At 60.3% G+C, this 26,514-nt stretch carries 18 protein-coding genes; 7 read left to right on the top strand and 11 right to left on the bottom strand.

Features of this window, described 5'->3' with window-relative positions:
- Nucleotides 1–99: 99 nt before the first annotated feature.
- The 5 genes from bchZ to I5L03_RS05275 form a co-directional block, all read right to left on the bottom strand.
- On the bottom strand, nt 100–1,539 hold the full coding sequence (bchZ, locus tag I5L03_RS05255) for a chlorophyllide a reductase subunit Z (RefSeq protein ID WP_197920619.1): 1,440 nt from the start codon (nt 1,537–1,539) through the stop codon (nt 100–102).
- Nucleotides 1,536–2,972, bottom strand: a complete 1,437-nt coding sequence (gene bchY / locus I5L03_RS05260; RefSeq protein WP_197920746.1) for a chlorophyllide a reductase subunit Y — start codon at nt 2,970–2,972, stop codon at nt 1,536–1,538. Before bchY ends, bchZ begins: the two co-directional genes overlap by 4 nt.
- A 90-nt stretch (nt 2,973–3,062) precedes the next feature.
- A complete protein-coding gene (locus I5L03_RS05265) occupies nt 3,063–4,049 on the bottom strand; it encodes a chlorophyllide a reductase iron protein subunit X (protein WP_197920620.1) in 987 nt (328 codons plus the stop codon).
- Nucleotides 4,046–4,981, bottom strand: a complete 936-nt coding sequence (bchC, locus tag I5L03_RS05270) for a chlorophyll synthesis pathway protein BchC (protein ID WP_197920621.1) — start codon at nt 4,979–4,981, stop codon at nt 4,046–4,048. The genes I5L03_RS05265 and bchC overlap by 4 nt, the downstream gene beginning before the upstream one ends.
- Nucleotides 4,982–5,100: 119 nt before the next feature.
- Nucleotides 5,101–6,105: a methyltransferase gene (locus I5L03_RS05275; RefSeq protein WP_234035027.1), complete on the bottom strand. Its 1,005-nt coding sequence runs from the start codon at nt 6,103–6,105 to the stop codon at nt 5,101–5,103.
- A gap of 213 nt (nt 6,106–6,318) precedes the next feature.
- On the opposite strand from I5L03_RS05275, the gene crtD reads away from it, so the two are divergent.
- Both crtD and I5L03_RS05285 read left to right on the top strand, forming a co-directional pair.
- The gene (gene crtD, locus I5L03_RS05280) at nt 6,319–7,890 is read left to right on the top strand and encodes a 1-hydroxycarotenoid 3,4-desaturase CrtD (protein ID WP_197920623.1); all 1,572 of its coding nucleotides are present in this window, start codon (nt 6,319–6,321) and stop codon (nt 7,888–7,890) included.
- 119 nt (nt 7,891–8,009) lie between these two features.
- Nucleotides 8,010–8,729, top strand: coding sequence for a hydroxyneurosporene dehydrogenase (locus I5L03_RS05285; RefSeq protein ID WP_197920624.1), 720 nt, complete (start codon nt 8,010–8,012; stop codon nt 8,727–8,729).
- Here the strand turns inward: I5L03_RS05285 and bchO are convergent.
- Genes bchO through bchI form a run of 3 tightly spaced genes read right to left on the bottom strand, consistent with a single transcriptional unit; the run spans nt 8,676 to nt 12,291 of the window.
- Nucleotides 8,676–9,599, bottom strand: a complete 924-nt coding sequence (gene bchO, locus I5L03_RS05290; RefSeq protein ID WP_197920625.1) for an alpha/beta fold hydrolase BchO — start codon at nt 9,597–9,599, stop codon at nt 8,676–8,678. The genes I5L03_RS05285 and bchO overlap by 54 nt on opposite strands.
- Nucleotides 9,596–11,293, bottom strand: a complete 1,698-nt coding sequence (locus I5L03_RS05295; protein WP_197920626.1) for a magnesium chelatase subunit D — start codon at nt 11,291–11,293, stop codon at nt 9,596–9,598. Before I5L03_RS05295 ends, bchO begins: the two co-directional genes overlap by 4 nt.
- On the bottom strand, nt 11,290–12,291 hold the full coding sequence (gene bchI / locus I5L03_RS05300; RefSeq protein WP_197920627.1) for a magnesium chelatase ATPase subunit I: 1,002 nt from the start codon (nt 12,289–12,291) through the stop codon (nt 11,290–11,292). Before bchI ends, I5L03_RS05295 begins: the two co-directional genes overlap by 4 nt.
- 196 nt (nt 12,292–12,487) lie before the next feature.
- On the opposite strand from bchI, the gene I5L03_RS13585 reads away from it, so the two are divergent.
- From I5L03_RS13585 to I5L03_RS05320, 4 genes are read left to right on the top strand one after another with little or no spacing between them, the layout of a single operon-like run.
- Complete coding sequence (locus I5L03_RS13585; RefSeq protein ID WP_197920628.1) at nt 12,488–13,114, top strand: CerR family C-terminal domain-containing protein; 627 nt, start codon at nt 12,488–12,490, stop codon at nt 13,112–13,114.
- Nucleotides 13,114–14,601: an efflux transporter outer membrane subunit gene (locus I5L03_RS05310; RefSeq protein ID WP_325100093.1), complete on the top strand. Its 1,488-nt coding sequence runs from the start codon at nt 13,114–13,116 to the stop codon at nt 14,599–14,601. Before I5L03_RS13585 ends, I5L03_RS05310 begins: the two co-directional genes overlap by 1 nt.
- Complete coding sequence (locus tag I5L03_RS05315; RefSeq protein ID WP_197920629.1) at nt 14,598–15,872, top strand: efflux RND transporter periplasmic adaptor subunit; 1,275 nt, start codon at nt 14,598–14,600, stop codon at nt 15,870–15,872. The genes I5L03_RS05310 and I5L03_RS05315 overlap by 4 nt, the downstream gene beginning before the upstream one ends.
- Entirely contained in the window at nt 15,869–19,159 is a 3,291-nt protein-coding gene (locus I5L03_RS05320) for an efflux RND transporter permease subunit (RefSeq protein ID WP_197920630.1), read from the top strand. Before I5L03_RS05315 ends, I5L03_RS05320 begins: the two co-directional genes overlap by 4 nt.
- Here the strand turns inward: I5L03_RS05320 and I5L03_RS05325 are convergent.
- The 3 genes from I5L03_RS05325 to I5L03_RS05335 form a co-directional block, all read right to left on the bottom strand.
- Nucleotides 19,153–20,577 carry an alpha-amylase family glycosyl hydrolase gene (locus tag I5L03_RS05325; protein WP_197920631.1) on the bottom strand — a complete coding sequence of 475 codons (1,425 nt, stop codon included), beginning with the start codon at nt 20,575–20,577 and terminating at the stop codon, nt 19,153–19,155. The two genes, I5L03_RS05320 and I5L03_RS05325, sit on opposite strands and share 7 nt — an antisense overlap.
- The gene (locus I5L03_RS05330; protein WP_197920632.1) at nt 20,570–22,132 is read right to left on the bottom strand and encodes an MFS transporter; all 1,563 of its coding nucleotides are present in this window, start codon (nt 22,130–22,132) and stop codon (nt 20,570–20,572) included. The genes I5L03_RS05325 and I5L03_RS05330 overlap by 8 nt, the downstream gene beginning before the upstream one ends.
- Before the next feature lie 116 nt (nt 22,133–22,248).
- The gene (locus I5L03_RS05335) at nt 22,249–23,283 is read right to left on the bottom strand and encodes a LacI family DNA-binding transcriptional regulator (RefSeq protein ID WP_197920633.1); all 1,035 of its coding nucleotides are present in this window, start codon (nt 23,281–23,283) and stop codon (nt 22,249–22,251) included.
- Nucleotides 23,284–23,678: 395 nt separating this feature from the next.
- On the opposite strand from I5L03_RS05335, the gene I5L03_RS05340 reads away from it, so the two are divergent.
- Nucleotides 23,679–26,444, top strand: coding sequence for a TonB-dependent receptor (locus I5L03_RS05340; protein ID WP_197920634.1), 2,766 nt, complete (start codon nt 23,679–23,681; stop codon nt 26,442–26,444).
- The last annotated feature ends 70 nt before the right edge of the window (nt 26,445–26,514 follow it).

Here is a 26,514-nt window from a genome sequence, read left to right on the forward strand (position 1 = left end):
GTGTGCGAGAGGCTTGTGCCTCCGGTTTATCCTCGCGGAGAATCCGCAGGGATTGGGAGTTGCCCCTCGACCGGGCAGAATGGATGGTGTTGGTCAGCCTCATGCGCGCTCCCCCTGAAGCAGCGCATCGGCCAGCAATTCGGCACTGACGCTTGTCGCGCCAGCTGCACGTGCCGCACGTTCGGCGCCATCGCGCAAACGTTTGGCAGCGGAAATTCGGATCAGAACGGGTTGTGCTTCGATCAGCACATCCAGCTTCGCCTTCGCATCCTCATCCCACGGCATTTCGGCGCGGGCGGGTGTGGGATCGACCGTATCCAGATCTGTGCTGAGCGGAATGATATGGAAGAGCGCGTCAAACAGCGCGTTGCAAACTTCCTGCACCAGATATGTCGCGCCCGAATAGCCCATGAAGGGCGTGCCGGTATGGCGACGGATCGCTGCGCCCGGGAAGCTGGCAGGGATATACACCCCGCGCGCTCCGCACTCGGCCATGTACATGCGTTCATTATAGCTGCCGAAAACGATCAGCGGCGGATTGGTGTGAATGGCCTCGCGCACCGCGGCATTGTCCGGCTTTACTCCGGCAGAGCGGCTGAAAGCGAAAGAGCAGGGCAAGCCCATATCGTCTTCGAGGAATTTGCGGATGCCGCGCGCATAGGTCTCGTTTGCGACGATACCGAAGCTGGCAGTGGCAAAGAAATCCTGCGTGACGGAGCGCCACAAGTCCCAAAGCGGCTTGATGGTCGTGTGCTTTTCGCGCTCGATGAAAGGCTCTGGATCAAGGCCCAGCTCTTCGCCGATTGCGCGCAGGAATTTCGTCGTGCTGTCGAGCCCGACAGGCGCCTGGAAATAGGGCCGCTCCATCAGCTCAGCTAAATTGCGGCCGAATTCGCGGTACATGCAGACATTGGCTTCGGCATCGGCCAAGCGGCGGACATCGGCGAGATGGCTGCCCAGCGGGAAGACCATGTTCACTTCCGCGCCGATCCCTTCGATCAGGCGGCGGATTTCGGCAAGATCGCTCGCCATGTTGAACATGCCGTAGGCGGGGCCAAGAATGTTGACCTTGGGCTTCGCACCTTCCTTGCGCTGGCGCAGCTTCGGCACTTTCTTCGGGCCGAATTCGGTCCATAGCCAGCTCATCGCGCGATCGGCGCTCTGCCACTGATCTTCGTCGATCGTACGCGGCAGGAAGCGCTTGATATTGGTGCCTTCGGGCGTGACGCCCCCACCGATCATCTCGGCGATGGAGCCGGTGACGACCACTGCGGGCAATTCGGGATCGAGGGTCTGCCACGCGCGTTTCATCGCGCCTTCGGTACCGGTCTTGCCAAGCTCTTCTTCACCCAGGCCAGTAACGACGATGGGCAATTCGTGCGGTGGCAGGCCGTCCGTGTAATGCAGCACACTGGTGACGGGCAGGTTCTCACAACCCACCGGGCCATCGATGATGACCTGCAGGCCCTTCACCGCGGTGAAGACGTAGGTCGCGCCCCAATATCCGCCAGCGCGGTCATGATCGAGGATCAGGCTCATGTACCCACCGCCTCTGCCGCCTTGCGCGCAGCTTCGTTGAGGGCGGCATATTTGGCTTTGAACTTGGGCCGATCCTGCGGCGTGTCTTCCCACACGCCCGAGGTGTGATCGGTGCCGACCCCCTCAAAGAATGCCTTCATGCTGTCCATGCGCGCCTTGTTGGCCATCGCGCCGTTGACGACCTGCGCCAGCGAGCCAGCACCTGCTGGCCCCATGAGCGGACGGGCCGAGATGAGATTGGTGAAATAGAGCGAAGGGATGGCCTTCTGCTTGGCGTGCTGCACGACAGGCGTGGTGCCGATCGCGAGGTCGGGACCGAATTCCGCAATAGCTGCGATGTCTTCTTCCAGGCTTGCCCGGAAATTCACCCGCACACCCTTGTCTTCGAGCCATTCGCGGTCGGGATCTGACCATTGCGTGCGCGGGCAGGCGGAGCCGACATAGGGCACATCCGCACCGCTTTCGATCAGTAGCCGCGCGACCAGCAATTCGGACCCTTCATAGCCCGACACAGTGATGCGGCCATTGATCGGGTTTGCCGCGAGCGCGCCCTTGATCGCGCCGACGAAGGCGTTTTTCGATGCATCGACTTTCGCCTGTGCGATGCCGCAAGCCTCACCCACTGCGTGAAGCCAGGCAGCTGTGCCCTCCGCGCCAACCGGGGCAGAACCCAGAACCTGTCGCCCGGCAGCCTGAAATTCGCGAACGCTGGCGGTGTAGAAGGGATGGATCGCGGCGACGGCTGCGCAATCCAATGCGGAATAAAGCTCGCGCCATTCACGGGTTGGGACAACCGGACCGGCAGCCAGCCCGAGCGGCTCCAGCATCATGCCGATGCCGACTGGATCGGCGGGAAACATCTCGCCCAGCAGGGTGATGGTCGGCTTGTCGCTCTGCTCACGCGGCGCAGCGACGGGGCCCTCCTTCACTTCCTCGCGCGCATATTTGAGCATCGCGCCCGCCAGCACGTCCTTTGCTTCCGCATGCGTCGGTATGCCAAAGCCGGGCACATCAATGCCGACGATCCGGACACCATTGATCTGCTTCTTCAGCAGCCTTAGCGGAACGCCGCTTGCCGTCGGCACGCAGAGATTGGTGACGATGATCGCATCATATTTTTCGGGATCGGCGAGGTCCTCCACCGATTCCTTGATGTCCTCGAACAGCTTGCCGGTAACGAGCGTTTCGGAGCTGAAGGGCACGTAACCCACCGTCCGCCGTGCGCCGTAGAAATGCGATGTAAAGGTTAGGCCATAAACGCAGCAGGCCGAGCCGGAGAGCACCGTCGCCGTGCGCCGCATCCGTAGGCCGACCCGCAAGGACCCGAAGGCAGGGCACATGCTCTGCGGCTGGTCATGCGGGCCCACCGGATAGTCGGCGGCATATTGATCGAGGATTTCGCTCTTGCCCGCCTTGCGCGCGGCATCCTTCATGGTTTCCGTGCTGGAGCATGCGCCGCCCTCGGCAGAACCGATATCGAGCGTGTCACGCTCGCGAACAGAGGCGATACCGTCGGTCAAGCGCTATACCTCATCGTACACGACTTCGAGGCTGGGCTTGGGCTCAAAAGAACCGCCGCGCATATCGGCCTGGGTGGCTGGCACCAAAGTGATGTCACCACCTGTGTCTTCCGGGGAGAAGAGGCCTAACAACCCGTCCTGGTCGAGAGGGGTGGGCTGGCGCGGCGGAGCCTCAGCAACGTTTGCAGCCAGCTCTTCAAAGAGCGAGCCCCATTCGCCGCCGGGCGTTCCGATAATCTGGTAATTTGCCGATTTCCGGCGAATGTCTTCATTTGCGGGGATGGCCGTGAGGACCGGAATATCAACAGCGTCAGCAAAGGCCTGCGCTTCTCCGGTACCGTCATCCTTGTTCACGATCATGCCGGCAACGCCGACATTGCCGCCCATTTTGCGGAAATATTCGACCGCCTGACAGACATTGTTCGCGACATACAGTGATTGCATGTCGTTAGAGCCGACAACAATGACCTTCTGGCACATGTCGCGGGCAATCGGCAGGCCGAAGCCGCCGCACACGACATCGCCGAGGAAATCGAGCAGGACGTAGTCGAAGCCCCATTCGTGGAAGCCCAGCTTCTCGAGCAATTCGAAACCGTGAATGATGCCGCGTCCGCCGCATCCGCGGCCCACTTCGGGGCCGCCGAGTTCCATGGCGAACACGCCATCGCGCTGGAAGCACACGTCTTCGATGGTCACTTCTTCGCCCGCGAGCTTCTTCTTGGAAGACGTCTCGATAATGGTCGGGCAGCTTTTCCCGCCGAACAGCAGGCTGGTGGTATCGGATTTCGGATCGCAGCCGATCAGCAACACGCGCTTGCCCTGCTGCGCCATCATGTAGCTGAGGTTGGAGAGGGCAAAACTCTTGCCCGATCCGCCCTTGCCGTAGATCGCAATGATCTGCGTTTCGGATTTGACCTCTCCAGTGTGGACCGGATCGGGTTCGATGGCTGCTTCTTCGCGCAGGGCGGCGTCAGTATCGAGCATCGTCATGCGGCTTGGCTCCAGTCGAGTACCATTTTCAGGCAGTCGGTATCGTGAAAGGCTGTGGGATAGGCGCGCTCCGCATCGCCAGCGGGGCTGGTGTGCGAAATCAGATCGGAGAGATCGAGCGCGCCGGTTTCGATAAGATCGCGCGTTACGGCGAGGTCCTGCGGCTGCCATTCCGCCGCGATGCGCATCCGCGCTTCTATCTGGAAAGCGGGCGGGAAGGCGAAACTTGGGCGGTTGGCGTAAAAGCCTGCAAGAACGAGCTCGCCGCCATGAGCGAGGCGACCGATCAGCGTGTCGATCCCATCGGCATATCCGCTCGCGTCATAGATGGTCGCGTAGTCTTTGCGATCATCGTCTTTCGGGGCGATCACATCATAACCGACCCCGCCGCTGCGGCGACTGGCCTTATTGTCCCAGACGGTGGGAGCAGGCGCTCCGGTAGCGATGGTCAGGCGAGCGAGCAGGCGCCCCAGCGTGCCGTGGCCGACAATCAGCTCGGGCGGCTTTTCGCCGGAAATTGCGTGCAATGCGGTCGCAGCCAGAGCGAAAAGAACGCCGTCCTTGCCAAGTGATTCGGAGACCAGAAGCGCGCGCGATGAAGGCACAATTACTCGCTCTGCCGTACCGCCGAAAAGGCTGCGTGCATCTTGGTAGCAAGCGGCGCCGGGCACGAAGACCCATTCGCCAATGCGGCCTTTTGCGTCAGCCCCCGCGTCGGTGATCCGGCCGACCGATTCATAGCCCGGCACAAGCGGGTAACCCATTCCCGGAAACCGCGGCATTTCGCCAGTCCAAAGGAGTTTTTCAGTGCCGGTGCTGATGCCGCTCCAGGCGATATCGACGATCACGTCGGAAGGGCCGCACTCGGACAGGTTCAGGCGGCGGAGCGCGAGCTGCCGTGGTGCCTCTAAAATGACCGCGTGTGCGTCCATGCGCCCGGTCGTCCCCTTTCCGTCCCGTGAGGGCGTTATCGGTATCTCGCGATACCCTTCCTCACCGTTAGCTACGCCTTACGCAGCCGAGTGTCAATTTTAGAAGACAATGATCTATGTCAAAGAAAACTTACAATAAGGCTGCACACCAGTGGCTGGTGCGTCTTCACTTGGCGCGATCGGGAAAAGCCGGCGGCGCTGAGCATGGCCATGATCTCTTCTGCCGAGCGGGGGCGGCCCGAGTTCATGGCCCAGAGATAGAGGCCGAAATAGGCGTCTCCCATGCCCTTCGCGCCCCGTGTATCGGCCATCGGTTCGGCGATAAGCAGCCGCCCGCCCGGCGGCAGGGCTTTGCGGATGGCGGTGAGCAGCTTCACAGCCTCATCATCATCATGATCATGCAGGATGCGCACGAGCGAGATGCAATCATATTCAGACGGTAGTGGGCTGTGGAAGAAATCTCCCGGATGTAGCGAAATGCGTTCGGAAAGGCCCTGATTGCCGAGCCAGGCCGAAGTTCCATCGAGCACTGGTGGCAGATCCAAGATACCGATTCGCAGGCCCGGGTGGGCGTTTACCACTCCGGCAGCGAAACGGCCGTGCCCTCCGCCCACATCGAGAAGGCTGCGATGCTGGCTGAAGTCATAAGCCGCGAGCACTTGCTCACACACCATCGCCTGGGATTGCGCCATCAATTGCGAATATTCGGATGCCGCTTCGCCATCGCCTTCAGCGGCATAATGCCAGAATTGGGAAAGCGCGGTAGGCTTCCCGCGATCGGCGCGCAGCAGGTCGAGTGGTTCGGCGAGGTCGCGGTACAGCACGCGGTTGTGGCGCACCATTGCGAGCGCCCCTTCATTCGTGTGCAGCGCTGCGCCTTGCTGGCCGAGCATCCATTGGTTTGGCGCAACCTCTTGCGCCAGCTCGATCGCTGCGGCTGCACGGACTAGGCGAAGCGCAGCAGCGTCTGAAAGTCCGGTGTGTTCGGCAATCTCGGTGAGAACGACAGGCCCCTGCGATAGAAGCGCGAGCAGATCGCTCTCAACACATGCAAGCAGGGTCTGAGAGTAAGTGAAGCCAGCGACAAGGTCGAAAGCCCATCTGGCTTTCCAGCGCGCGATCATGGACATCGGCCAGACACGCGAAGACCATTTCTGAAAGGCGGGCGAGCCAAGGATCCGGTTGCGACGAGTGATCCAGCGGACTTTCCATCGCGATGCAGATCGTGCACCAATTCGAGAAACTTCTTCCGCCATATGTCTAGCGAACTGGACATATTGAGTGTAAAGGTCAATGAGCATGCTTTCGAAGTTTGAAACCTGATAGGAGCTTGAGCCTTGTCAGCCTCGTCTCACCAGCAGGATCATGTCGTCATCATTGGCGCTGGCATCGGCGGTCTATCTGCGGCGGCTTTGCTGGCAGCGAAGGGATGCCGCGTGACTGTCGTCGAAAAGGCTGAGCACGCTGGCGGCAAGGCACGGCGGTTTGATATTGGCGGGGCGGAAGTAGATGCTGGACCCACGGTCTTCACGCTGCGCGATGTTTTCGAAAATATCTTCTCCGAATGCGGCGCTCGCCTGACGGACCACGTCACTGTGCGCCCTGCCGAGACGCTTGCACGCCATGCTTGGAGCATGGATGAGCGGCTCGACCTTTTTGCCGATCCTGACCGCAGCGAAGAGGCGATTGGCGATTTTGCCGGGGCGAAAGCTGCGAAGGGTTTTCGCTCCATGCGTGCCGAGGCGAAGCGCATCTACGACATCCTTGATGCGCCTCTGCTGCGTCAGGGCAAGGTGACCTGGCCGCCGCAATTTATCCAGCGGATCGGCCTTGGCCGCATGGGAGAGCTTTCTGCCGTGCGGCCGTATGAGAGTATGTGGAAAGTGCTTGGCGAGCATTTCGAGGATCAGCGCCTGCGCCAGCTCTACGGTCGTTACGCCACATATTGTGGATCATCGCCTTTCGATGCTCCGGCCACGCTGATGCTGATCGGTCACGTGGAGGCGCAGGGTGTTTGGTTGATCGATGGCGGGATGAGCGCGCTTGCCAAGGGTTTGCAAAGCATCGGTGAAGCCAATGGCGCTCATTATCGTTTCGGCAATGCCGTCACCTCAATCGAGACAGAGAGTGGTCAGGCATCCGGCGTGATATTGGATAGCGGCGAGCATATTGCTGCCGATCGCGTCATCGTGAATGCAGATCCTGCCGCACTGGCGAACGGGCGTTTCGGCAAGAATGCGCAGCGCGCAACGCGCACTCACATGCGGCGTAACCGCTCCTTTTCGGCCATGGTCTGGCTTGCCAACGCGCAGACAAGCGGCTTTCCGCTTAAGCGCCATAACGTGTTTTTCTCGCCCGATTACGCGCAAGAATTTACCGACATCTGGGCAGGTATGCCGCCGAAAGACCCCACCGTCTATGTTTGCGCCATGGATCGCGAAAAGCGCGAGGATGTTTCGGGGCGAGAGCGTTTCCAGGTCATCGTCAACGCGCCTGCCAATGGCGACACCCACGTCTATTCGTCCAAGGAGAGAGAAGAATGCACCAGGGCGATGAGCCGGACATTGGCCCGCTGCGGGATGGAGCTGGAGACCGACTTTCCGCATCAGCTGCTGACGCCGAACGAATTCGAGAGCTTTTTGCCCTCGACCGGCGGAGCGATTTATGGACGGGCCTCGCACGGGTGGGCGGCATCCTTCCTCCGCCAAGGCACGAAGACGCGGATCCCTGGGCTCTATTGCGCGGGTGGAAGCACCCACCCCGGGGCGGGGGTTCCGATGGCCGCCTTGTCCGGGCAGTTGGCGGCCCGCACGGTCATGACAGACCTCGCTTCGACACGCCGGTCCCACCCGGCGGCTATGCCTGGTGGTATGTCGATGCCATCAGCGACGACGGGCAATACGGGCTGACGCTCATCGCCTTTATCGGCAGCGTTTTCAGCCCCTATTACAAGCGCAGCGGCAGAGGCGATCCGCTGGATCACACGTGCCTGAATGTCGCGCTCTATGGCCCCAAGGCGCGCTGGACGATGACAGAGCGATCGCGCGGGGCGGCGGTGCAAGAGAAAGACCAGCTACAGCTTGGCCCCAGCAATGTGCGCTGGACGGGTGAAGCTTTGGAAATCGACATCGTCGAGCGCGATACGCGCCTTTTCAATCCCATCCATCGCCGAGTGCGCGGAAAGCTGCGCGTCATTCCGCGCGCGATCAATACGGTGCCATTCGGGCTCGATCCTGACGCGCGCCATCGCTGGCACTGCCTTGCGCCGCGCGCCCGCATCGAGCTCAACATGCCAGAGCCCGGCATTAGCTGGAACGGGGAAGGTTATCTCGACAGCAATTTCGGCGAGGAATCGCTCGAAGAAGGTTTTCGCGTCTGGCACTGGTCACGCGCGCATGCCCGTGAAGGCAGCGTGGTGAATTATGAAGGCGTGCGGCGCGATGGCTCCCATTTTGCGAGCGCTCTGCGCTTTGCCAAAGATGGCTCACCAGAGCCCGCCGAGCTGCCGATGGTCGCACCGCTGCCCAACACATTCTGGCAGATCGAGCGCAAGACGCGGGCCGACAGAGGACATGCGCGCGTGCTCGATACGTGGGAAGACAGCCCTTTTTACGCGCGATCTCAACTGCTAACACAGCTGTATGGGGAACGGGTAGTCGCGGTGCAGGAAAGTCTCGATCTGGACCGCTACAAGTCACCGCTCGTCCAGTTCATGGTCCCCTTCCGCATGCCCCGAAGGCGCAGCTGATTGTTCCTTCACAAATCCGCCGATCAACTCCGCCGCGGCTTCCGCGTCCTCTTCATGCGCCAGATGGCCGAGATCATCGAGCAGGGTGAGTTGGGCGTTAGGTAGCCGCGATGCCGCGCCTTCCACCGCGCCCGTCGGCACGGCCTTGTCCTTGCGGCCATGCACCAGCAGGACGGGATTGGTGACTTCGCCCAATCCGTCGCTAAAAGTGTCGAGATCCCAATTGGCCATCATCTCCAGCGCGCCTTCGCAGTGGCGGTGATTGCCAAGCAGTGCCTCGTAACAGGCCAGATATCCGGGCGTGATTTTGGAGCCTGTAGCCCGCCGCAAGAATCTCTCGGTTTCTCCCGGAATACGGGTGGTCGCGGCAAAGATGCGTGGAACGAGCGGATTGACGAACAGCATTTTCGCCATTGCCGGAAACAGCTTAGCCGCGAGGCCGGGGAATGGCGTGATGGCTGGTCCGAAACCGACGACAGGGATGTCCGGGGTATGGGTACGAGCGTAGTCCAGCGCAATGGCGACCCCCGCCGAATGGCCGACGATAGCATCGGGGGATCGACCAAGCTCGCCCAAGAGTGCGGCCAAGGCCTTTGTCACATTGGCCAATGTAGGCCCGCCACGAAGCGAGCCCGCGGTAAATCCGTGGCCCGGTAAATCAGGCACGATCAGCGTAAAGTCGTTTGCCAGCTCTTCCATGACGCCAGCCCAGCTGTGGCAGGACGCACCGGTGCCGTGCAGCAGCAAAAGGCTCGGACCTTCGCCCATTTGCTGCACGTGCCAGTCTAGCCCGCCGGCAGTGACGAAGCGGGAGGCCTCCGCATTGGGCCAATCGGGCAGTTCCCGGTCGCGGTTGAGCGGCGATCTCATGCTGTCTGCTTCTCAGGCTGTGCAGCCAAGACCACTTTGCTGAGCGCCTGCGCATCTGCAAATGGCAGCGGCAGGTAGCGGCCCCGCATGTCCGCGGCCAGTTTGGCAGCATCGTCCCGTGGCCGGGGGGCGATGTCGATCACGAGTGACGCAAGACCGCTAGAAGCCACGGCTTTTGCAGCGGTCTGGGCATCTTCGCGCGCCTGCTTGCGGCCCGGCGTTCCGTCGGCGGCAATATTGGCGCTGCCATCAGTCAGAAAGACAAGGAATGGCGTGTTGCCTCTGCTCGCAATCGAGGTTCCGAGTTCTCTCGCCAGAGCAAGCCCGGACGCGAGCGGCGTTCCGCCCCCACCGGGCAATCCCGCCAAAGCTCGGCGCGCGCGGGTGAGCGAGCGGGTGGGGGGAAGCAGCAAGTCTGCACCCTTCCCGCGAAATGCGATCAAGGCGACTTCGCTGCGTTTCACATAGGCTTGGGCGAGGATCAGCTCGACAGCCCCCTTCGCTTCGGCAAGGCGCGCTGCGGCGGCCGAGCCTGAAGCATCCACGCAGAAAACGGTGACGCTGGCCGCGCGCTCTTCGAACCGCCGAATGCGCAGATCGGTTTTCCGGATTTGCAGCGTGTCACTGCCGCTCTCGCGCTGCCGCAAGGGTTGCCATGGAACCGCGCTTCTCAACGTATCGATGAGGGCGAGTCTTGCGCCATCGCGCGGCTGGCCGGGACGTGCGCCCAGCGGCTTTCCGCGTAGCTTCGACTTGGTGCGATTGCCGCTCCCACTCCCGCTTGCGCCCCGTCGGGTGTCGTCTTTGGCAATCATTTCGAGCACATCAGGCGGGATCGCTGCCAGCGCGGCCTCGATCACAAGATCGTCCGGGATCTGTTCGCCCGTTTGCTGCTCTTCGCTTTCGCTGGGTGTCTCGGAATGATCGGGGGGAGGGGGCGGAGGCTCGTCCGCCGTTTGCTCCTCAGGCGATTGCGGAATGCGCGTGGCACGCGGAGCTAGGACAAGTCGTGCGGCGGCGGTCAGATCGTCCTGTGCGATTCCTTCGCGACCAGACAGAGCCGCGTGCGCGCGCGCAGCATTCAGGGCGAAAAGCAGTGGCCTCGCCGAGTCCACACCGAGGGCCATGGCCACGCCTGCAAGCGTTTTGAGCGCCTCATCGGAAGCTGGAACGACAGAGCCAAGGGCAATGGGTCTCCGCTGCTCGCCATGGTCCGTCTGCAGCTTCGTGACCTTCGACAGTTCACAGTGAAAGGCGATCCGATCAAGCAGCGTCCCGGGTGCACGCTCATCTGCCTCGCGCCCATCGTCGAGCAGGATCAGGCAGAAGCCTGCCTTGGCATCCATCGCCTGTGCGAGCCTTCCCGCAAGGCCATCTCGCATCCGCTCTGCCATCGGTGCAATCAGCAGTGTGCCACCCGCATCGGCGAGCAGCCCCTTCTGCATGACTGGTTTTCCTGCCGTCAGGCTGGCGACGATGTCGACGCCGCCTAGCAAGCGCTCTTCATCGATGTGCGGCGGGATGCGCCGGGTTGGAAAGCCGCTTTTTAGCGCATCAATAACGCAATCACGCGCAGGACCTCCACCGCGCAGGCTCATGCCGCCGAGCGCTGCGGGCGCGACTTTCAAGAGCCGCGCGGCGAGCAGCGCATCCGCGAGCGGCGATGGATTGTCCGCTGGCCCTTGCCCACTCATCCGAAAAGTTCGGATATCGCCCGTTCGATGCGGACGGTGGAGCCGGTTTCATCGAGCACATCGCGGCGCAATCGGTGACGCAGCGCGAGTGGCGCGACTTGGATCAGATGTTCGCGGCGGACAGCCTTTGCGCCTTTCAGCGCAGCAAGTGCACGAGCAGCCCGCATCAGCGTCAATTCGCCGCGTAAGCCGTCGGCTTTCACTTCGGCGCATAGATTGGCCGCGTCGGTCAGCACGTCATCAGGCACGGTGAGCTTGGCGAGCTTCGTCTGGCCGCGGGCGATCTGCTTCAAGACTTTGTCTTCTTCGGCAGCCCAATCCTTGGCGAAGGCCTCTGCATCACGCTCTCGCGCGCCGCAGCGACGCATGATCTCTACCCGGTCCTCTATAGCCTCGGGCGTGCGCACCTCGACTGACAAGCCGAAGCGATCGAGCAGCTGTGGGCGTAATTCACCCTCCTCAGGATTGCCGCTGCCGATCAGGACGAAATTGGCGCGATGGCGCCCGGAGAGGCCTTCGCGTTCGACCACATTTTCTCCAGACGCGGCGACATCCAGCAGCAGGTCGACCAGGTGATCTTCCAGTAAATTGATCTCGTCGATGTAAAGAAACCCGCGGTGCGCCTTGGCCAGCAAGCCCGGCTCGAAAGCCTTCTCGCCCGAGCGCAAAGCCCGTTCCAAATCGAGCGCGCCGAGGACGCGGTCTTCCGTCGCGCCAAGTGGCAGATCGACGAATGGCACCGGTACCTTGCGCGCCCGTTTGGACGTGCAGGGATCGGGGCAGCTGCCCGATTGATCTGGCGTGCAGCCATATCGGCAGCCCTCGGCGATGGAGATGGGAGGAAGCAAAGCGGCCAGTGCACGGGCAGCGGTACTTTTACCCGTGCCGCGATCGCCAAACACCATCACCCCGCCAATAGATGGGTCGACCGCCGCGATCAGCAGCGCCAGCTTCATCTCGTCCTGTCCGACGATGGCGGAGAATGGAAACCTGCTCACGTGTCAGGCAATCTGGACAAATCCGAGCGTCAGGGCAAGCGTTGATTGCGCATTTACCGATTAGTTGCTGGCGCGCGCTTTCAAGGCGGCGGGAACCTTTCTTGGGCTTCCGCGTCTAGCCGTCGGATCACGCGATACATCAGTTCACGATCAAAACTTGCTTGTAATTCGTTCGAACGAACAGTAGGCGAGTCGCGTGAAAAACAAACTCATCAGCACAGCCATCCGCCAGTTTGGTGAGCGCGGCTTCGATGGTGCCAGCACGCGCGACATTGCGTCCGAGGCGGGCACCACGATGAGCAACATCACATATCACTTCCGCGGGAAAGACGGGTTGTATCGCGCTGCTGCCGAAGCAATCGTAAAGCGTTTCGCCGAAGTCAGTCGGCATCAATTCACCGAGCCGCCGCCGAGCGAGATGGATGCCGAGCAGCGTATAGAGCGCGTTTGCGCGGTGCTTCGCACGATCGGTGCCTTTATGCTGAGCGAGGAGGCGGAGCCGCTTGCGCGCTTCGTCGCCCGCGAACAGCATAGTCCTAATTCGATCATGCGCGAATATTTCGAGCGCGATATCGGGCCAATGACTGATGCGTTGAAACAGCATGTTTCCACGCTTCGCCCCGATCTTTCGGATGAACAGGCTCATGTGACGACGTTTTTCCTGCTTAGCATGGCCATCTCACTGCGCAGTTCGCGAATGTCACTTTGCATGTTCATGGACGTGCCCGACATCGACGATGATCTGGGATCGCGCCTACTCAATCGGCTGGAGGGCACTGTGCGCGAAGTGCTCGCTCATCCCAATTCTCAGGAGGGACAGTAGTGAACCGTCTGCTCGCCTGTTCAATGATTGCCGCGCCGCTCTTGCTGACCGGATGTATTTCTCTGGCTCCGGACGTCGAAGTCCCGGCGGTGACGGCGGAGATCCCCGATACCTATACATTCGCGTCCGATAGTGGCGAATACACTCCGGCTGCCTGGTGGACAGCTTACGACGATCCGGTGCTCAATGCCCTCGTCGACACGGCGCTTGTCCGGAATTTCGACATTGCAGAAGCTGCTGCGCGAGTGGAACAGGCGCGTGCGCAAGCGCGAATTGCGCGCAGCGCGATTTTCCCCACGCTCAACGCTACAGGCAATGCGACCAGTTCCAGCACACCCCTCGTCGGCAGCGCGTTCGGGGGATTTGGCGGCGGCGGCATCGACCGAATCGAGAATGATACCGTTTCACTGAGCCTTGGCGCGGCCTACGAACTCGATCTGTTTGGCCGAGTACGGAATGATTTGTACGCAGCCCGCGCAGATGCGCTTGCCACCGAATTCGATTTCCGCACCATCCGCCTTGCGACCGCAGCTGAAGTTATTGCTGCCTATTTCGATATCGTCGATACAAGGCGCCAGCTCACGCTTGCCGAGGAAACGGCCGACGTGCTGCAGGACCGCGCAGACCGTACGAATGAGCGGTTCGAGCGCGGCCTCGTCCAGAGCTTCGAACTCTATCAGGTGCAGCAGGAATTGCGCGCCACGCAGGCTTCCGTTCCGCAATTGCAGGCTGCATTGGCTGTCAATGAAGGGCGCGTGGCCATTCTGCTGGGAACATATCGCGGGAATATCGCCGAGCAGCTGGACGGCGATTTGAGGCCGCAGCTGGTTTTCGAAGAAGTGCCGACGGGTATTGCAGCAGAATTGCTCGATCAGCGGCCCGATGTCGCTGCGGCTTGGTTGCGGCTTGAAGCTTCGCGGCTGCGGATCGGTGCACGCAGGGCAGAGCGGTTTCCAAGCCTCAGTCTTTCCGCTTCGCTTGGCACGCAAGGCGACGGGATCGGTAGTGCGCTTAATATTGTCGACAATTGGGCGGCATCTCTCGCCGCCAATATTGTCGCACCGATCATCGATGGCGGGCGCATTTCGGCAAATATCCGCGCAGCACGCGCGACTTACGATGCCAATGCCGCCGCCTATGCACGCAGCGTGGTGACTGCCTTTACGGAAGTCGAGAACGCGCTTGCCGATTATGAGCAGCAGCGCCAGCGCTACATCCTCATCACCGCGCAATTGCGTGAAGCAGAGGCGTCGTTCGATTTGCAGCGCCGTCGCTATGCGGCAGGTGTCGGCAGCTACATCACCTATCTCGATGCGCTGCGTAATGTCCGCCAGGTCGAAGCAAGCTTGTCAGGAGCCGCCCGGGCAACAGCTCTCGCTCGGCTGGGCGTCCACCGCGCCCTCGGCGGCGACTGGGCACCTTTGGCAGCGCAACCCATTCTTGAAATGCAGCCTGCGGACGTGACCGCGGCAGGAGACGCTTCATGAGCAAGCAATTGAAACTTTCGCTGATCGTTCTTGGCGTTGCCATCCTGATTGCAGCGCTGATGATCTGGTTGCGTCCGGAACCGGAAGAGCAGCCGCGTAAGCAGCAGGCTCCCTTGGTCGAAGCGGTCGCTTTCCAAGCGGCGGCGGGGCCTATTCCGGTCATGGCTACGGGCAGCGTTCAGGCGCGGGACCAGGTGGTGGTCAGTCCGCAGGTTGGCGGTCGTCTTGCCTATGTCCATCCTGCGTTTCGCGAAGGCGGGACGGTTCCGGCAGGCGCTGTTGTGGTGCGTATCGAAGCGGCGGATTATCAGAACCAGGTTCGCATTGCTCAGGCTGACGTTGCGGCGCAGAATGTGAATGTCCTGCAGGCGCAAGAGGAAGTTGAAATTGCGCGCGATGAGCTGGCGCGGTTCGGCGCTCGTGAAGCTGCTCGCTCCGGAGATGCGCAGGGTTCGCGCATTCTGCCTCCGGATGGACTTGCTTCAGCCGGGACCGCGCGATCTGCGCCTCCCGTCAACGCCAATGGCCTCGCATCGCGCGAACCGCAGCTCCGCTCCGCTCAGGCGGCGAGAGACCGTGCGCAGGCCAATCTTTCTGTCGCGCAGCTTTCGCTCGCACGCACGCGCATCACCTCGCCGTTCCGCGGACTCGTACAGGAAGAAAGCGTCGCAGTCGGCTCGCTTGTGCAGCCCGGACAAGCGCTGGGTTCCATTGTTTCGACTTCCGCTTTCGAAGTGCGCCTATCGCTGACCGCGGATGAAGCTGCCCTGATTCCCGGCCTGCTTGGCGGTGGACGTGGGCAGATTCCTGCCAGCGTCTTTTACGATTTCGGCGGATTGACCTATCGCTGGGATGCGAGGGTCGATCGCGCCGATGTCAGCCTTGATGCAGAGACGCGCAACGTTGAGGTCTTCCTCCAGGTCCCCAATCCGCTGAACGGCGGTGTGCAGGTTACGCAAGATGGCGAAGAGCCTGCTGGCACACCAGCGCCGCCACTCTTGCTCGGCGCATTCGTGCGCGGGGAGATTACCGGCGCAGTGATCGAAGACTACGCTGAAATCCCGGCACAGGCGCTGAGGCCCGGAAATGAAATCTGGGTTGTGCGCGATGGCCAGCTGCGAATTCTGCCCGTCCGGGTAATCCAGCGCTCGGATAACCTTGCCTATGTCAGCACGCCGACACTGGCGCAGGGCGGGTATCTCGTCACCAGCAGCCTGCCGACGCCGAGCGATGGTATGGCCGTGCGCCTCTCCGGTGAGAATTCCCAATGACCGAGGGCGAGGACAACGCAAACGAAAATGGCGCGCCGACTGATGATGGTGCGCCAAGCGAAGATGGCGCGACAGATCGTTTCGGCAATGTGTCAAAGGATCGTGCACGCGACCGCAAGGGCGTAATCGCCTTCATGGCGCGCAATGGCGTGGCGGCAAATCTGCTGCTCGTGTTCATGGTCGTCGCGGGAGTGGTCGCCTACAATAATATCGTGCAGGAGGTGTTCGCCGAAAGCAGCCTCGATACGATTGCCGTCACTGTCGATTATCCCGGTGCAACGCCTGAGGAAATCGAGGAATCCATCGTCCAGCGCGTGGAAGAAGCGGTCGGCGCGATCGAAGGCGTGAAGGAAATCACCTCAACTGCAAATGAAGGCTCGGGCACGGTCAATGTCGAGCTGGAACTCGGCACCAATATGTCGGACGCGCTCGACGAAGTGAAGTCCGAAGTCGACCAGATCCAGACATTCCCCGGCGACGCTGAAGAGCCCAATGTGCGCGAGCTGACCACGCGCCAGATCGTGATGCGGATCGCCCTATTCGGCGACGTGAATGAACGCTCTCTGAAAGAAAGCGCCTATGCGCTGGAAGATGCGATTTCAGGCCTCGACGATGTCAGCTATGTCGAGACCAGCGCGGTGCGCGATTACCGCGTCTATGCCGATGTACCGCAGGATCGATTGCAGGCACTGAACCTATCGCTGACAGACGTGTCGCGGATTGTCGCGGCGAGCAGTCTGGACAGTCCGGCCGGCTCGATCGACACCGAAACCGAAGAAGTGCGCGTGCGCACAGTCGGCCAGAATTACGACCAGCAGGATTTCGAGGATATCGTGCTGCTGAGCTCAGGCGATGGCGCGATTTTGCGGCTGAGCGATGTCGCGACAGTCAGGGACGAATTCGAAGATGCCGACCTTGTCACGCGCTTCAATGACCAGCCCATGGTTTTCGTCGATGTCTATCGCACCAGTGATGAACGTGTTCTCGATGTCGCCAATGCAGTGAAAGAATTGCTGGAGAGCGGACAGGCGCTGCCGCAAAACGTCAACTACGCCATCTGGAACGATCAGTCGCTTCTGCTTGAGGATCGGCTTTCGCTGCTGGTCAATAACGCCGCAATCGGGCTGCTCCTGGTCCTGATTGCGCTGACGCTATTCCTCGACCTGCGTCTCGCCTTCTGGACCGCAATCGGCATCGGCGCGACCTTTATCGGGGCCATCTTTATTCTCCAATATGCGGGGTCGAGCATCAACATGTTCTCCCTGTTCGGCTTCATTCTCGCCATCGGTCTGGTGGTGGATGACGCGGTGGTTGTCGGCGAGAATATCTATGCCGAACGCGAGCGCGGGCGAAGCGGCATGGGCGCCGCCATTGCCGGGGCGCAGCGCGTTCGCATTCCTGTCATCTTCGCTGTTCTGACGACGATTACAGCCTTTGCGCCGCTGCTGGCTGTGGGCGGGACAATCGGCAAGATCCTTGCCGATATTCCGTTGGTCGTGCTCGCAGTCCTGTTCCTCTCCCTGGTCGAAGCGCTGCTGGTTCTGCCGCATCACCTTAGTCATTTACCTGCCTCCGGAACTGCTGCGAAAAACCGTGTCACCAAATTCTTCGAGAAGCTGCAAAACGCGGTCGACAAGCGGCTGAAGATTTTCGTGAATGGCCCGCTGGACCGGGCTCTCAATGTGTCGATCAAAATGCCATTCCTTGTGTTGTCTTGCGCACTGGCGGTACTGATCCTGTTCTTCGCAATGATCCCCGGCGGCATTATCAAGGCATCTTTCTTCCCCGATATTGAAGGCGACCGGGTCACGGCGCGGCTGGAAATGCCGGCGGGTACGACGATCGAGCGCACGGCCGAAGTCGTCGAGCGGATCGAGGCAGCAGGCGACCGAGCGATTGCGCGCTTTTACGATGGCGAGGTGACAGAGGCCCCATTCATAGAAGGAATTTTCTCCTCCACCGGACTGCAACAGGTTCAAGGCGGGCCCGATGGTTTGCGCTCCACTTTCCGCCCCTCGCTAGCGGATGTCGAGATCGGACTGATATCTGCGACCGATCGCGATATTTCCGCAACTGAGCTTGAGGAAGCTTGGCGAGAGGAGCTGGGCCCTGTGCCCGAGGCGCGATCCTTCACGATCAGCTCTTCGCTTCTCGAAGTCGGCGATCCGGTGAATGTGCAGGTTTCCCATCCTGAGAATGCCGTGCTGGACCAGATCGCCGAGCGGATTGTCGCTGAATTGCAAACTGTTGCCGGCGTCTTCGACATCGAAAGCGATCAGGATGCAGGTATGCGCGAAATCGAACTTCGCCTGAAGCCGGAAGCCCGGACGCTTGGCGTCACTTTGCAGGATGTCGCAGGGCAAGTGCGTGCCGCCTTCTTCGGCGCAGAAGCCGTACGCGTGCAGCGTGGCCGCGAAGACGTGCGCGTCTATGTCCGCCTGCCTGAAAGCGAACGCGATTCCGTCGCCGATATTGAGCGCTTCCGAATTCGCGTGCCGGGCGGATTTACGTCCGTCGGCGCGATTGCGGATGCGAGCTTCACCGAGGCACCGTCGGTCATTCGCCGCGAGGATGGACGCCGCATCGTGACGATTACGGGCGATGTCGATGAGGATGTGATTACCGGCCAGGAAGCGAGCACTGTACTCGAGCAAGACATCCTGCCTGCGATCACCGCGGACTATCCCGGCATGCGGTATTCCCTCGGCGGGGAGCAGGAAGAACAGCAGGAAAGCTTCGGCGATCTGGGCGCGGCATTCGGCCTTGCGCTGATCGTTATCTACGCGCTGCTCGCGATCCCCTTCAAATCCTACACCCAGCCTTTGATCATCATGGCCGCAATCCCGTTTGGCTTGGTCGGCGCGCTGTTCGGGCACCTGTTGCTCGGCATCCCGGTTGGCATCCTCTCGATGTTCGGGATCGTCGCTCTCTCAGGAGTGATCATCAACGGCTCGCTGGTCCTGATCGACTTCCTGAATGAGAATCTGGATGAAGGCATGGCACCCGAAGATGCGATGATGGCGGCTGCCAAATCGCGATTCCGCCCGATCATGCTGACAGCCGTCACGACCTTTCTCGGCGTGGCACCGATCACGTTCGAAACGAGCGTGCAGGCGCAGTTCCTCATCCCGATGTCCGCCAGCCTTGGCTTTGGCGTGCTGATCGGCACGATCCTGCTAATGCTGGTGATTCCGGCGCTCGCTATGATCCACATGCGCGCAAAGAAAAGGGTCAATCTCGCGCTTGGGCGAGACGACCCTTATCCTGAGCTTACGCTCGCTTACTGACCGCTATTGTTGCTCGCGAGCAGGCGGAAGCCCCACGCCGGCAGCGAAACCGTGTCACCTTGTGCCAGTGTGACGGCTTCGCCCGTGCGGAATTCGGAATAGCTGCCTGCGGCAATACCGTCTGACAGGGTGGCTTCGACCGGGCTGTCCGACATGTTGAACAGGCCGACCACCTTATTGCCATCCTGTTCGCGCACCCAGGCGAAAAGTTGCTCAGGCTGGTCGTTGACGACCTGCTGCATGCGTGCGCCCCAGCGACCATTGTGCAACGCCGGGTTTTCCGTGCGGAATGCGATCAGGTCGGTCAGCAACTCGCCATAATCGCAATCCTCGCCCTGGCTCCAGTCGATGGGATCGCGCTCGAAGAATTCGAGCCGCTTGGCGTTGCAGGCCTCCTGACCGTTATGGATCAGCGGCAGGCCTTCGCCGGTGAAACTGAGCGCTGTCATGATTTCGAGTGCATCGCCGTAATTTTCATACAGCGTGCCTTCCCACGCATTGCTGTCGTGGTTCTCGATATAGGTCATGCGCATGGCTTCGCGCGGCCACAAGCTTTCATTCTCAGCGTAATAGCCGAAAAAGCTGGTGGCGTTGCCATTGCCCTGCGCGACGTTTTTCGAGGTATTGTGCCAATCCCATGCATAGGTCGCATCGAAACTGGCGCGGTGAAAAGCTGTTTCCTGCACTTCGCCGAGCATGAAGACCGGGCGAATTTCATCGAGCCGGGCGCGCATCGTTTCCCAGAAATCTACAGGGACATAGCCTGCAACATCGGCGCGGAAGCCGTCGATTTCGAAATCGCGGACCCAATATTCCATGGCGAGGCCGACATGCTCACGCACGCCCGGCTGCGACCAGTCGAGATCGATGATGTCGGACCAGTCCCACCACGGGGTGGGGCGGAAGTCGCCATCCCATGTCTTTTCGTACCAATCGGGGTGATCGGTCGCGAGTTGGTTGTCCCAGGCGGTGTGGTTCGCCACCAGATCGAGGATTACCTTGAAGCCCTGCTCATGCGCGGCATCGACGAAGCTGCGGAAGTCCTCTTCGGTCCCGAATTCGGGATTGACCGCGTAATAGTCCTGCACCGAGTAGGGGCTGCCGAGAGTGCCTTTACGATTCACCTCGCCAATTGGGTGGATGGGCATCAGCCACAGGATATCGACGCCCATTTCAGCCAGGCGCGGGAGCTCTTCCTCGGCCGCGGCGAAAGTACCCTCTTCGGTGAAATGGCGCGTATTGATCTGGTAGAGCACCGCATCGCGGCTCCATTCCGGATTTTCGATCTGGACATAGGATTGCGGTGTCCAAGGATCGTTTTGGGCGTTCGCTGCAGGTTCTTGCGCTCCCGAACCCATCGCATAGGCACTGCCTGCCATCAGGGCAGTGGCAGCAGCGCCGATCAGAAATTTACGCATTTACAGTCTCCGTTGAGGTTTCGCCCGGCACTTGCACGCGAAGCATGGCGAGGCCCGCGAGCGTCCAGCTGGCGGCGGCAAACAGCATCGTCCAAATCGGTTCGCCCGGGAAAAAAGCATTCATGACGCTGCCCATCAAAGTCGCAACCAGCAGCTGCGGCACGACGATAAAAATGTTAAACAGGCCCATGTAGATGCCGAGCTTCTTCTGCGGCAGGCTGCTTGCAAGGATGGCGTAGGGCATCGCGAGGATCGAAGCCCAGGCGATACCTTTAAGAACCTCGCAGATGATTAGCAGGTTCGGATCGCGCAGCACGAAGAAGCCGAGGAAACCCAGCGCACCGAGCAGCAGGCAAGTCATGTGCGTGCGCACTTTGCCGATCTTGCGGGCGAGGGCGGGCAGCACCAGCAAAGCTGCGACTGCCGCAACGCCGTTCTGTACAGTGTAGATCAGGTTCCACCAGTTCGCGCCCTCATTATAGGCAGCGGTAGTCGGGTCGGCACTGCCGTAGAAATATTGTGAGACGATCGGGCCGGAATAGATCCACATGATGAAGAGCGCGGACCAACTGAAGAACTGCACCAGCGCGAGCCGCTTCATTGTTTCCGGCATGCCCGAAAAATCGCCGACGATGCTGGAGAGCATGTTTGCATGCTTGCCCTGCTTGGCCATGGAGATTCCCAGCGCACTCAAAACGCCATAGGTCGCCAGCAGACCGCCGAGCAGGTAGATTTCCTTCTGAAGTTCCAGCGGCTCGACCGACAGTGCGACAAGGGCTCCAGCAAAGATCCACAAGATCGGCGACAGATAGCTTTTCGAGGCAAGCGCGCTAACGCTTTCCCCTTCATCGACTTCGCGCTCAGCCTCGAATGCGGCCATTTGTTCGGGCGAATATTCCTTGGTCGTGAAGACGGTCCACATGATCGCGCTGAACAGGGCGACGCCGCCAGCCCAAAAGCTCCATTTGACAGTGTCCGGGATCTGCCCATCGGTAGCCACATTGCTCACGCCGAACTGATCTAGCAGCCATGGAAAGATTGCCGCGACCACCGCGCCCGCACCGATAAATGCGGTCTGCACGGCGTAGCCAGTCGCATGTTGCGACTTGTCGAGCATATCGCCGACAAAGGCGCGAAAAGGCTCCATCGCGATGTTAAGGCTTGCGTCGAGAATCCACAGCAGCGCGGCAGCAAACAGAAGGGGCGCAGCAAACGTGGGGGCAAGCGGCATCAGGAAAAGAGAAATCGCCGCGAGCAGCGCGCCGGTCATGAAATAGGGACGGCGGCGGCCGAAGCTGTTCCAGGTCTTATCCGAAAGGTGTCCGATGATGGGCTGCACGATCAGGCCGGTCAGCGGGGCTGCGACCCATAGCGCGGGCAGATCGTCCATGCTCGCGCCCAGCGTCTGGAAGATGCGGCTCATATTGCCGTTCTGCAGGACGAAACCGATCTGAATGCCGAAGAAGCCGAAGCTCATATTGGCAAGGCTGCCCCAGCCCATTTGCGGCTTGCGCGTAGGTGAAATGCTGGGCTGCGCGCCCTGAACCGATGCCATTGAAAAACCTCTTCCCGTATCCCGTGGGCGGATGGTTCACGCCATCCTGCTCCAAGTGCAATTGGCTGGCATTAAAACCCGCCTGCGACAATACGTATACGAATGTGAAGCGCGGCTTAGTCGCCGGTGCTGCCACGCTTGATCAGGCGGGCAGGCAGGCGATTGTCGGGCTTCTCCTTGCCCTCCACGTCGGCAAGCAATGTGGCGATCAGACGTTCGCCCGCACCTTTGATATCCTGCATGATCGTAGTGAGCGGCGGATTGGTAAGGCTGGCGGAGGGGATATCGTCGAAGCCGATAACGGACACGTCGTCCGGCACTTTGCGGCCTACTTCCGCAAGTGCGCGCATTGCGCCGATCGCGATCAGGTCGCTTGCCGCAAAGATCGCATCGAAATCCTTTGCTGACTTCAGGAGATCTTTCGCAGCGCCATAGCCCGCTTCTTCGGTGGTAATCGCATCGAATTGCAGGCCAGTGTCCGGCTCAATCCCGGCCTTGACGAGAGCGGCGTAGAGGCCCTGATAGCGGCTTTCGAATTCGGGATAGTGTTCGTCCGCGTGGCCGAGAAAGGCGATCTTGCGCCGTCCTTTAGAAAGCAGATGTTCGCCCGCCATTTGCCCGGCACCGAAATTGTCCGAGCCAACAGTTGTTCCGTTGAGGTCGCTTGATACAGAGCCCCAGCGCGCGAAATGCGTGCCTTGCTGCTCGAGCTGGTCGAGCCGCTGCTTGTAGAGCGTGAAGTCGCCATAGCCGAGCAGGATTAGGCCATCCGCGCGGTGGCTGTCTTGATATTGCATGTGCCAATCGTCTTCCATGCGCTGGAAGGAAATCAGCAGGTCGAGCCCGCGATTGGCGCAGGCGCGAGTGATCGATCCCAGCATGGCAAGGAAGAAGGGGTTGATCATGCTTTCATCGGGAGTGGGATCCTCGAAGAAAAGCAGGGCGATGGTATTGGATCGTTGGGAGCGGAGTGAAGAGGCATTCTTGTCGACCGTGTAATTCAGATCGCGGGCGATTTCCTTGATCCGTGCGCGCGTTTTCTCGCTAACGGACTTGTCCCCGCGCAAGGCGCGGCTGACGGTCGGCTGCGATACCCCGGCAAGATAGGCAATGTCGAAACTGGTCGGCCGACCAGTCGGGGCGCGTCCCATGATCTCTCCCGCGGTGCCACTCCCTAGACACCGACAGTTGGACGGTAGGCCGGGCGTGCAACAATTGCAAACGAGATGGAGGCCGACAGGTCAGGTGAAAATTTGATCCGAAATCGCGAAAAACCGAGACTTGTATGACGGTTCCATGACTTGCCATCATAACGCGGCCGATCATCTAAGTCTCTGAATCTCAGAGATTCACATGCAGCATTTCTGCAACAGCGCATTCTATGCATAGGATTGCGTATACGTATGCTGTCTATCTTATTGGCTCGAACCAACCGTAAATCACAAAACACGAGATTGGGCGAAAGACCCAACATGCGTGAGTTTTTTTTGGAGCAGGACTGCCGGGCGGGATTCCCAAATCTCCCGGCCATTTTCCGGGGGAATATATGAAGATCCGTAACACCCTTCGCGCTGGTGCCAGCACCACCGCCTTTGCCATTGCCGCATTCACGCTTCCGGGCGTCGCCGCAGCGCAAGATACACAGAATCAAGAAGCTCAGGTTGAAGAGCAGGAAGAAGAAGATGAGGATGCGATCATCGTCACCGGCTTCCGCGCCGCTCTCGACACGGCTGTTGGCGAAAAGCGCGAAAACGACCTGATCGTCGAGTCGGTTACCGCTGAAGATATCGGCCGTCTGCCCGATGCCTCGATCGGTGAGTCGATCGCACGTCTCCCCGGCGTTACGTCGCAGCGTCTCAATGGCCGCGCCAATGTGATTTCTATTCGTGGCCTTGGCCCCGACTTCTCCCAGACGACCCTGAACGGCCGTGAGCAGACCTCGACAAGCGACAGCCGCGCTGTCGAATTCGACCAGTACCCTTCGGAAATCGTCAACCAGGTCGTCGTCTACAAAACGCCGTCGGCCAGCCTTGTCGGCCAGGGCCTGGTCGGCACGATCGACATCCGCACCATTCGCCCCTTGGAAGTGAATGAGCAGATCCTCGCTGTGGGTGTGCGCGGTTCTTACGCTGATATCGGCGCGCTGAACGCCGGTTCGGACGATATCGGCTACCGCGCCAACGCCACTTTCGTCGATCAGTTCGCTGACGACACGATCGGCGTTGCTCTCGCAGTCGCCTACACCAATGAGCCGTATCAGCTGCAGGAATTCAACGCTTGGGGTTATGCAGGCAGTGGCAATGCCGGCGATCCGCTCGTCATTGGCGGCAACAAAAGCTTCGTCACATCGACCAGTCTTGAGCGTATCGGTTTCAACGGCACCTTCCAAGCCGAATTGACGCCGGAATTGATGCTGACGGTCGATGGTTTCTATTCGAACTTCGACGATGAGAGCATCAAGCGCGGTATCGAGCTTCCGCTGGCATTCGGTGGCTTCTTCGGAACCACTTTCGATCCGGCCACTGCCACCACGATCAGCTCACCGGATGGCGAGTTTGCGCAGTCAGGCACTTTTGAGAATGTCGAAGGCGTCATTCGTAACGACATCTTCCAGCGCGAAGCGGACCTGTATTCGGGAGGCATCAACCTCTCTTGGGAAGGCAATGACGGTTGGGGTCTTTTCGCCGACTTCGGATATTCGCGCACCGATCGCAATGAACTGAGCCTCGAGAGCTATTCGGGCACCGGTTATGACCGCCTCAATGGCGCGACCGACACGATCGGTTTTGTCTCCGACACTGACGGCACCTTCTTCTCGCCGACGCTGGACTACTCCGATCCCAACCAGATCGTGCTCACTGACCCGCTTGGCTGGGGTGGCGATCCGAATAATGGCGGACGCGTACAGGCCGGTTACTTCAACAACCGCATTATCGAAGACGAGCTGTTCCAGTACCAGGTCGGCATTTCGCATGACTTCGTGACCGGCTTCCTGTCTTCGCTACGCTTCGGCCTTTCCTACACCGATCGCACCAAGAGCCTGACGCCGGACGAATTCTTCATCCAGCCCGCAAATGGTGCCACGGAAGTTCCGATCCCCAGCGAGTTCCTGCTGGAATCCACCGATCTGAGCTATCTCGGCCTCGGCCCGATCGTCAGTTATGACGCGCGCGACATTATCGAGTCAGGCACGCTGATCCTTACGCCCAACCTGTCGAACGACATCCCTGCCAAAGCCTATGACATCTCGGAAGAGTTGCTGCGTGCCTACGTCCAGGCCGATGTCGAGCAGGATCTTGGCGCGGGCGTACTGACCGGTAATGTCGGTGTGCAAATGGTCTACACGGACCAGAACTCGACGGGCACTGCCTTCGCCAATGGTGAGCAGGTCGATGTTTCGCTGGGTGACACCTATTGGGATGTCTTGCCGAGCGCTAACCTCTCGCTGCGTCTCGATAGTGACTGGGTATTCCGTCTTGCCGCTTCTCGCCAGATCCAGCGTGCGCGCCTCGATGCGATGCGGGCTGCCATCGGCTACGGCATCAACAACAATGTGCAGGACAGCCCGACCGGCCTCGCGCCGTTCATCAGCGGTGGTGGCGGTAACCCGCGCCTTCGTCCGTATCGCGCCAATGCCGTCGACTTCAACGTCGAGCGTTACTTCGCTGGCGGATCTGGTGTGGTTGCGCTGCAGCTGTTCTACAAGGACATCGTCAGCTACATCGATGGTTCGCGCACCGTGTTCGATTACACCGGCTTCCCGCTTCCTGCAGGACAGGAGCCGGCGACCCTGATTGGTACGCTCGATTCCGAAGTGAACACCGGCGGCGGTGACTTCTACGGTGGTGAACTTTCGATCACCCTGCCGTTCGATGTCTTTACCAGCGCGCTGGACGGCTTCGGCGTAACCGGCGGTGTCGGCTATACCGAAACCAAGATCGAGAACTTCGAAGGCAATGAAGATGTCATTCCGGGCTATTCGGAATGGGTTGCCAACGGCACGATCTATTACGAGCGTGGTGGCTTCAATGCTCGCGCAAGTGCGCGTTATCGTAGTGAATTTCTTGGCGACTTCACCGGTTTCGGCGGTTCGCCCACGCGGCGCCAAGCACGTGCCGAAACGATCATCGACGCGCAGATCGGCTACAATTTCGAAGGTGGTTCGCTCGATGGACTGTCAATCTTCCTCAATGGATCGAACCTGACCAACGCACCGTTCGTTGCGCAGGCCAATGCGGAAAATGACCTCCTCGTGCTCGATTATCAGGAATACGGTCGCCGCTTCCAGATTGGTGCGACGATCCGCTTCTGATCGACAGCTTGCCGGCGGGGTGCTTGCACTCCCTTAAGTGCTCCGCCGGCATACTTGTCTCCATCATGTC

This window comes from Aurantiacibacter sediminis (assembly GCF_016019885.1).
GTDB lineage: Bacteria > Pseudomonadota > Alphaproteobacteria > Sphingomonadales > Sphingomonadaceae > Alteraurantiacibacter > Alteraurantiacibacter sediminis.

Bases quoted from the DNA above. Each gene is read 5' to 3' on its own strand.
- bchZ (WP_197920619.1), bottom strand. From the start codon at position 1,539: ATGAGCCTGATCCTCGATCATGACCGCGCTGGCGGATATTGGGGCGCG.
- bchY (WP_197920746.1), bottom strand. From the start codon at position 2,972: ATGAAGGATGCCGCGCGCAAGGCGGGCAAGAGCGAAATCCTCGATCAA.
- I5L03_RS05265 (WP_197920620.1), bottom strand. From the start codon at position 4,049: ATGACGATGCTCGATACTGACGCCGCCCTGCGCGAAGAAGCAGCCATC.
- bchC (WP_197920621.1), bottom strand. From the start codon at position 4,981: ATGGACGCACACGCGGTCATTTTAGAGGCACCACGGCAGCTCGCGCTC.
- I5L03_RS05275 (WP_234035027.1), bottom strand. From the start codon at position 6,105: ATGATCGCGCGCTGGAAAGCCAGATGGGCTTTCGACCTTGTCGCTGGC.
- I5L03_RS05285 (WP_197920624.1), top strand. From the start codon at position 8,010: ATGACAGAGCGATCGCGCGGGGCGGCGGTGCAAGAGAAAGACCAGCTA.
- bchO (WP_197920625.1), bottom strand. From the start codon at position 9,599: ATGAGATCGCCGCTCAACCGCGACCGGGAACTGCCCGATTGGCCCAAT.
- I5L03_RS05295 (WP_197920626.1), bottom strand. From the start codon at position 11,293: ATGAGTGGGCAAGGGCCAGCGGACAATCCATCGCCGCTCGCGGATGCG.
- I5L03_RS05315 (WP_197920629.1), top strand. From the start codon at position 14,598: ATGAGCAAGCAATTGAAACTTTCGCTGATCGTTCTTGGCGTTGCCATC.
- I5L03_RS05320 (WP_197920630.1), top strand. From the start codon at position 15,869: ATGACCGAGGGCGAGGACAACGCAAACGAAAATGGCGCGCCGACTGAT.
- I5L03_RS05325 (WP_197920631.1), bottom strand. From the start codon at position 20,577: ATGCGTAAATTTCTGATCGGCGCTGCTGCCACTGCCCTGATGGCAGGC.
- I5L03_RS05330 (WP_197920632.1), bottom strand. From the start codon at position 22,132: ATGGCATCGGTTCAGGGCGCGCAGCCCAGCATTTCACCTACGCGCAAG.
- I5L03_RS05335 (WP_197920633.1), bottom strand. From the start codon at position 23,283: ATGGGACGCGCCCCGACTGGTCGGCCGACCAGTTTCGACATTGCCTAT.
- I5L03_RS05340 (WP_197920634.1), top strand. From the start codon at position 23,679: ATGAAGATCCGTAACACCCTTCGCGCTGGTGCCAGCACCACCGCCTTT.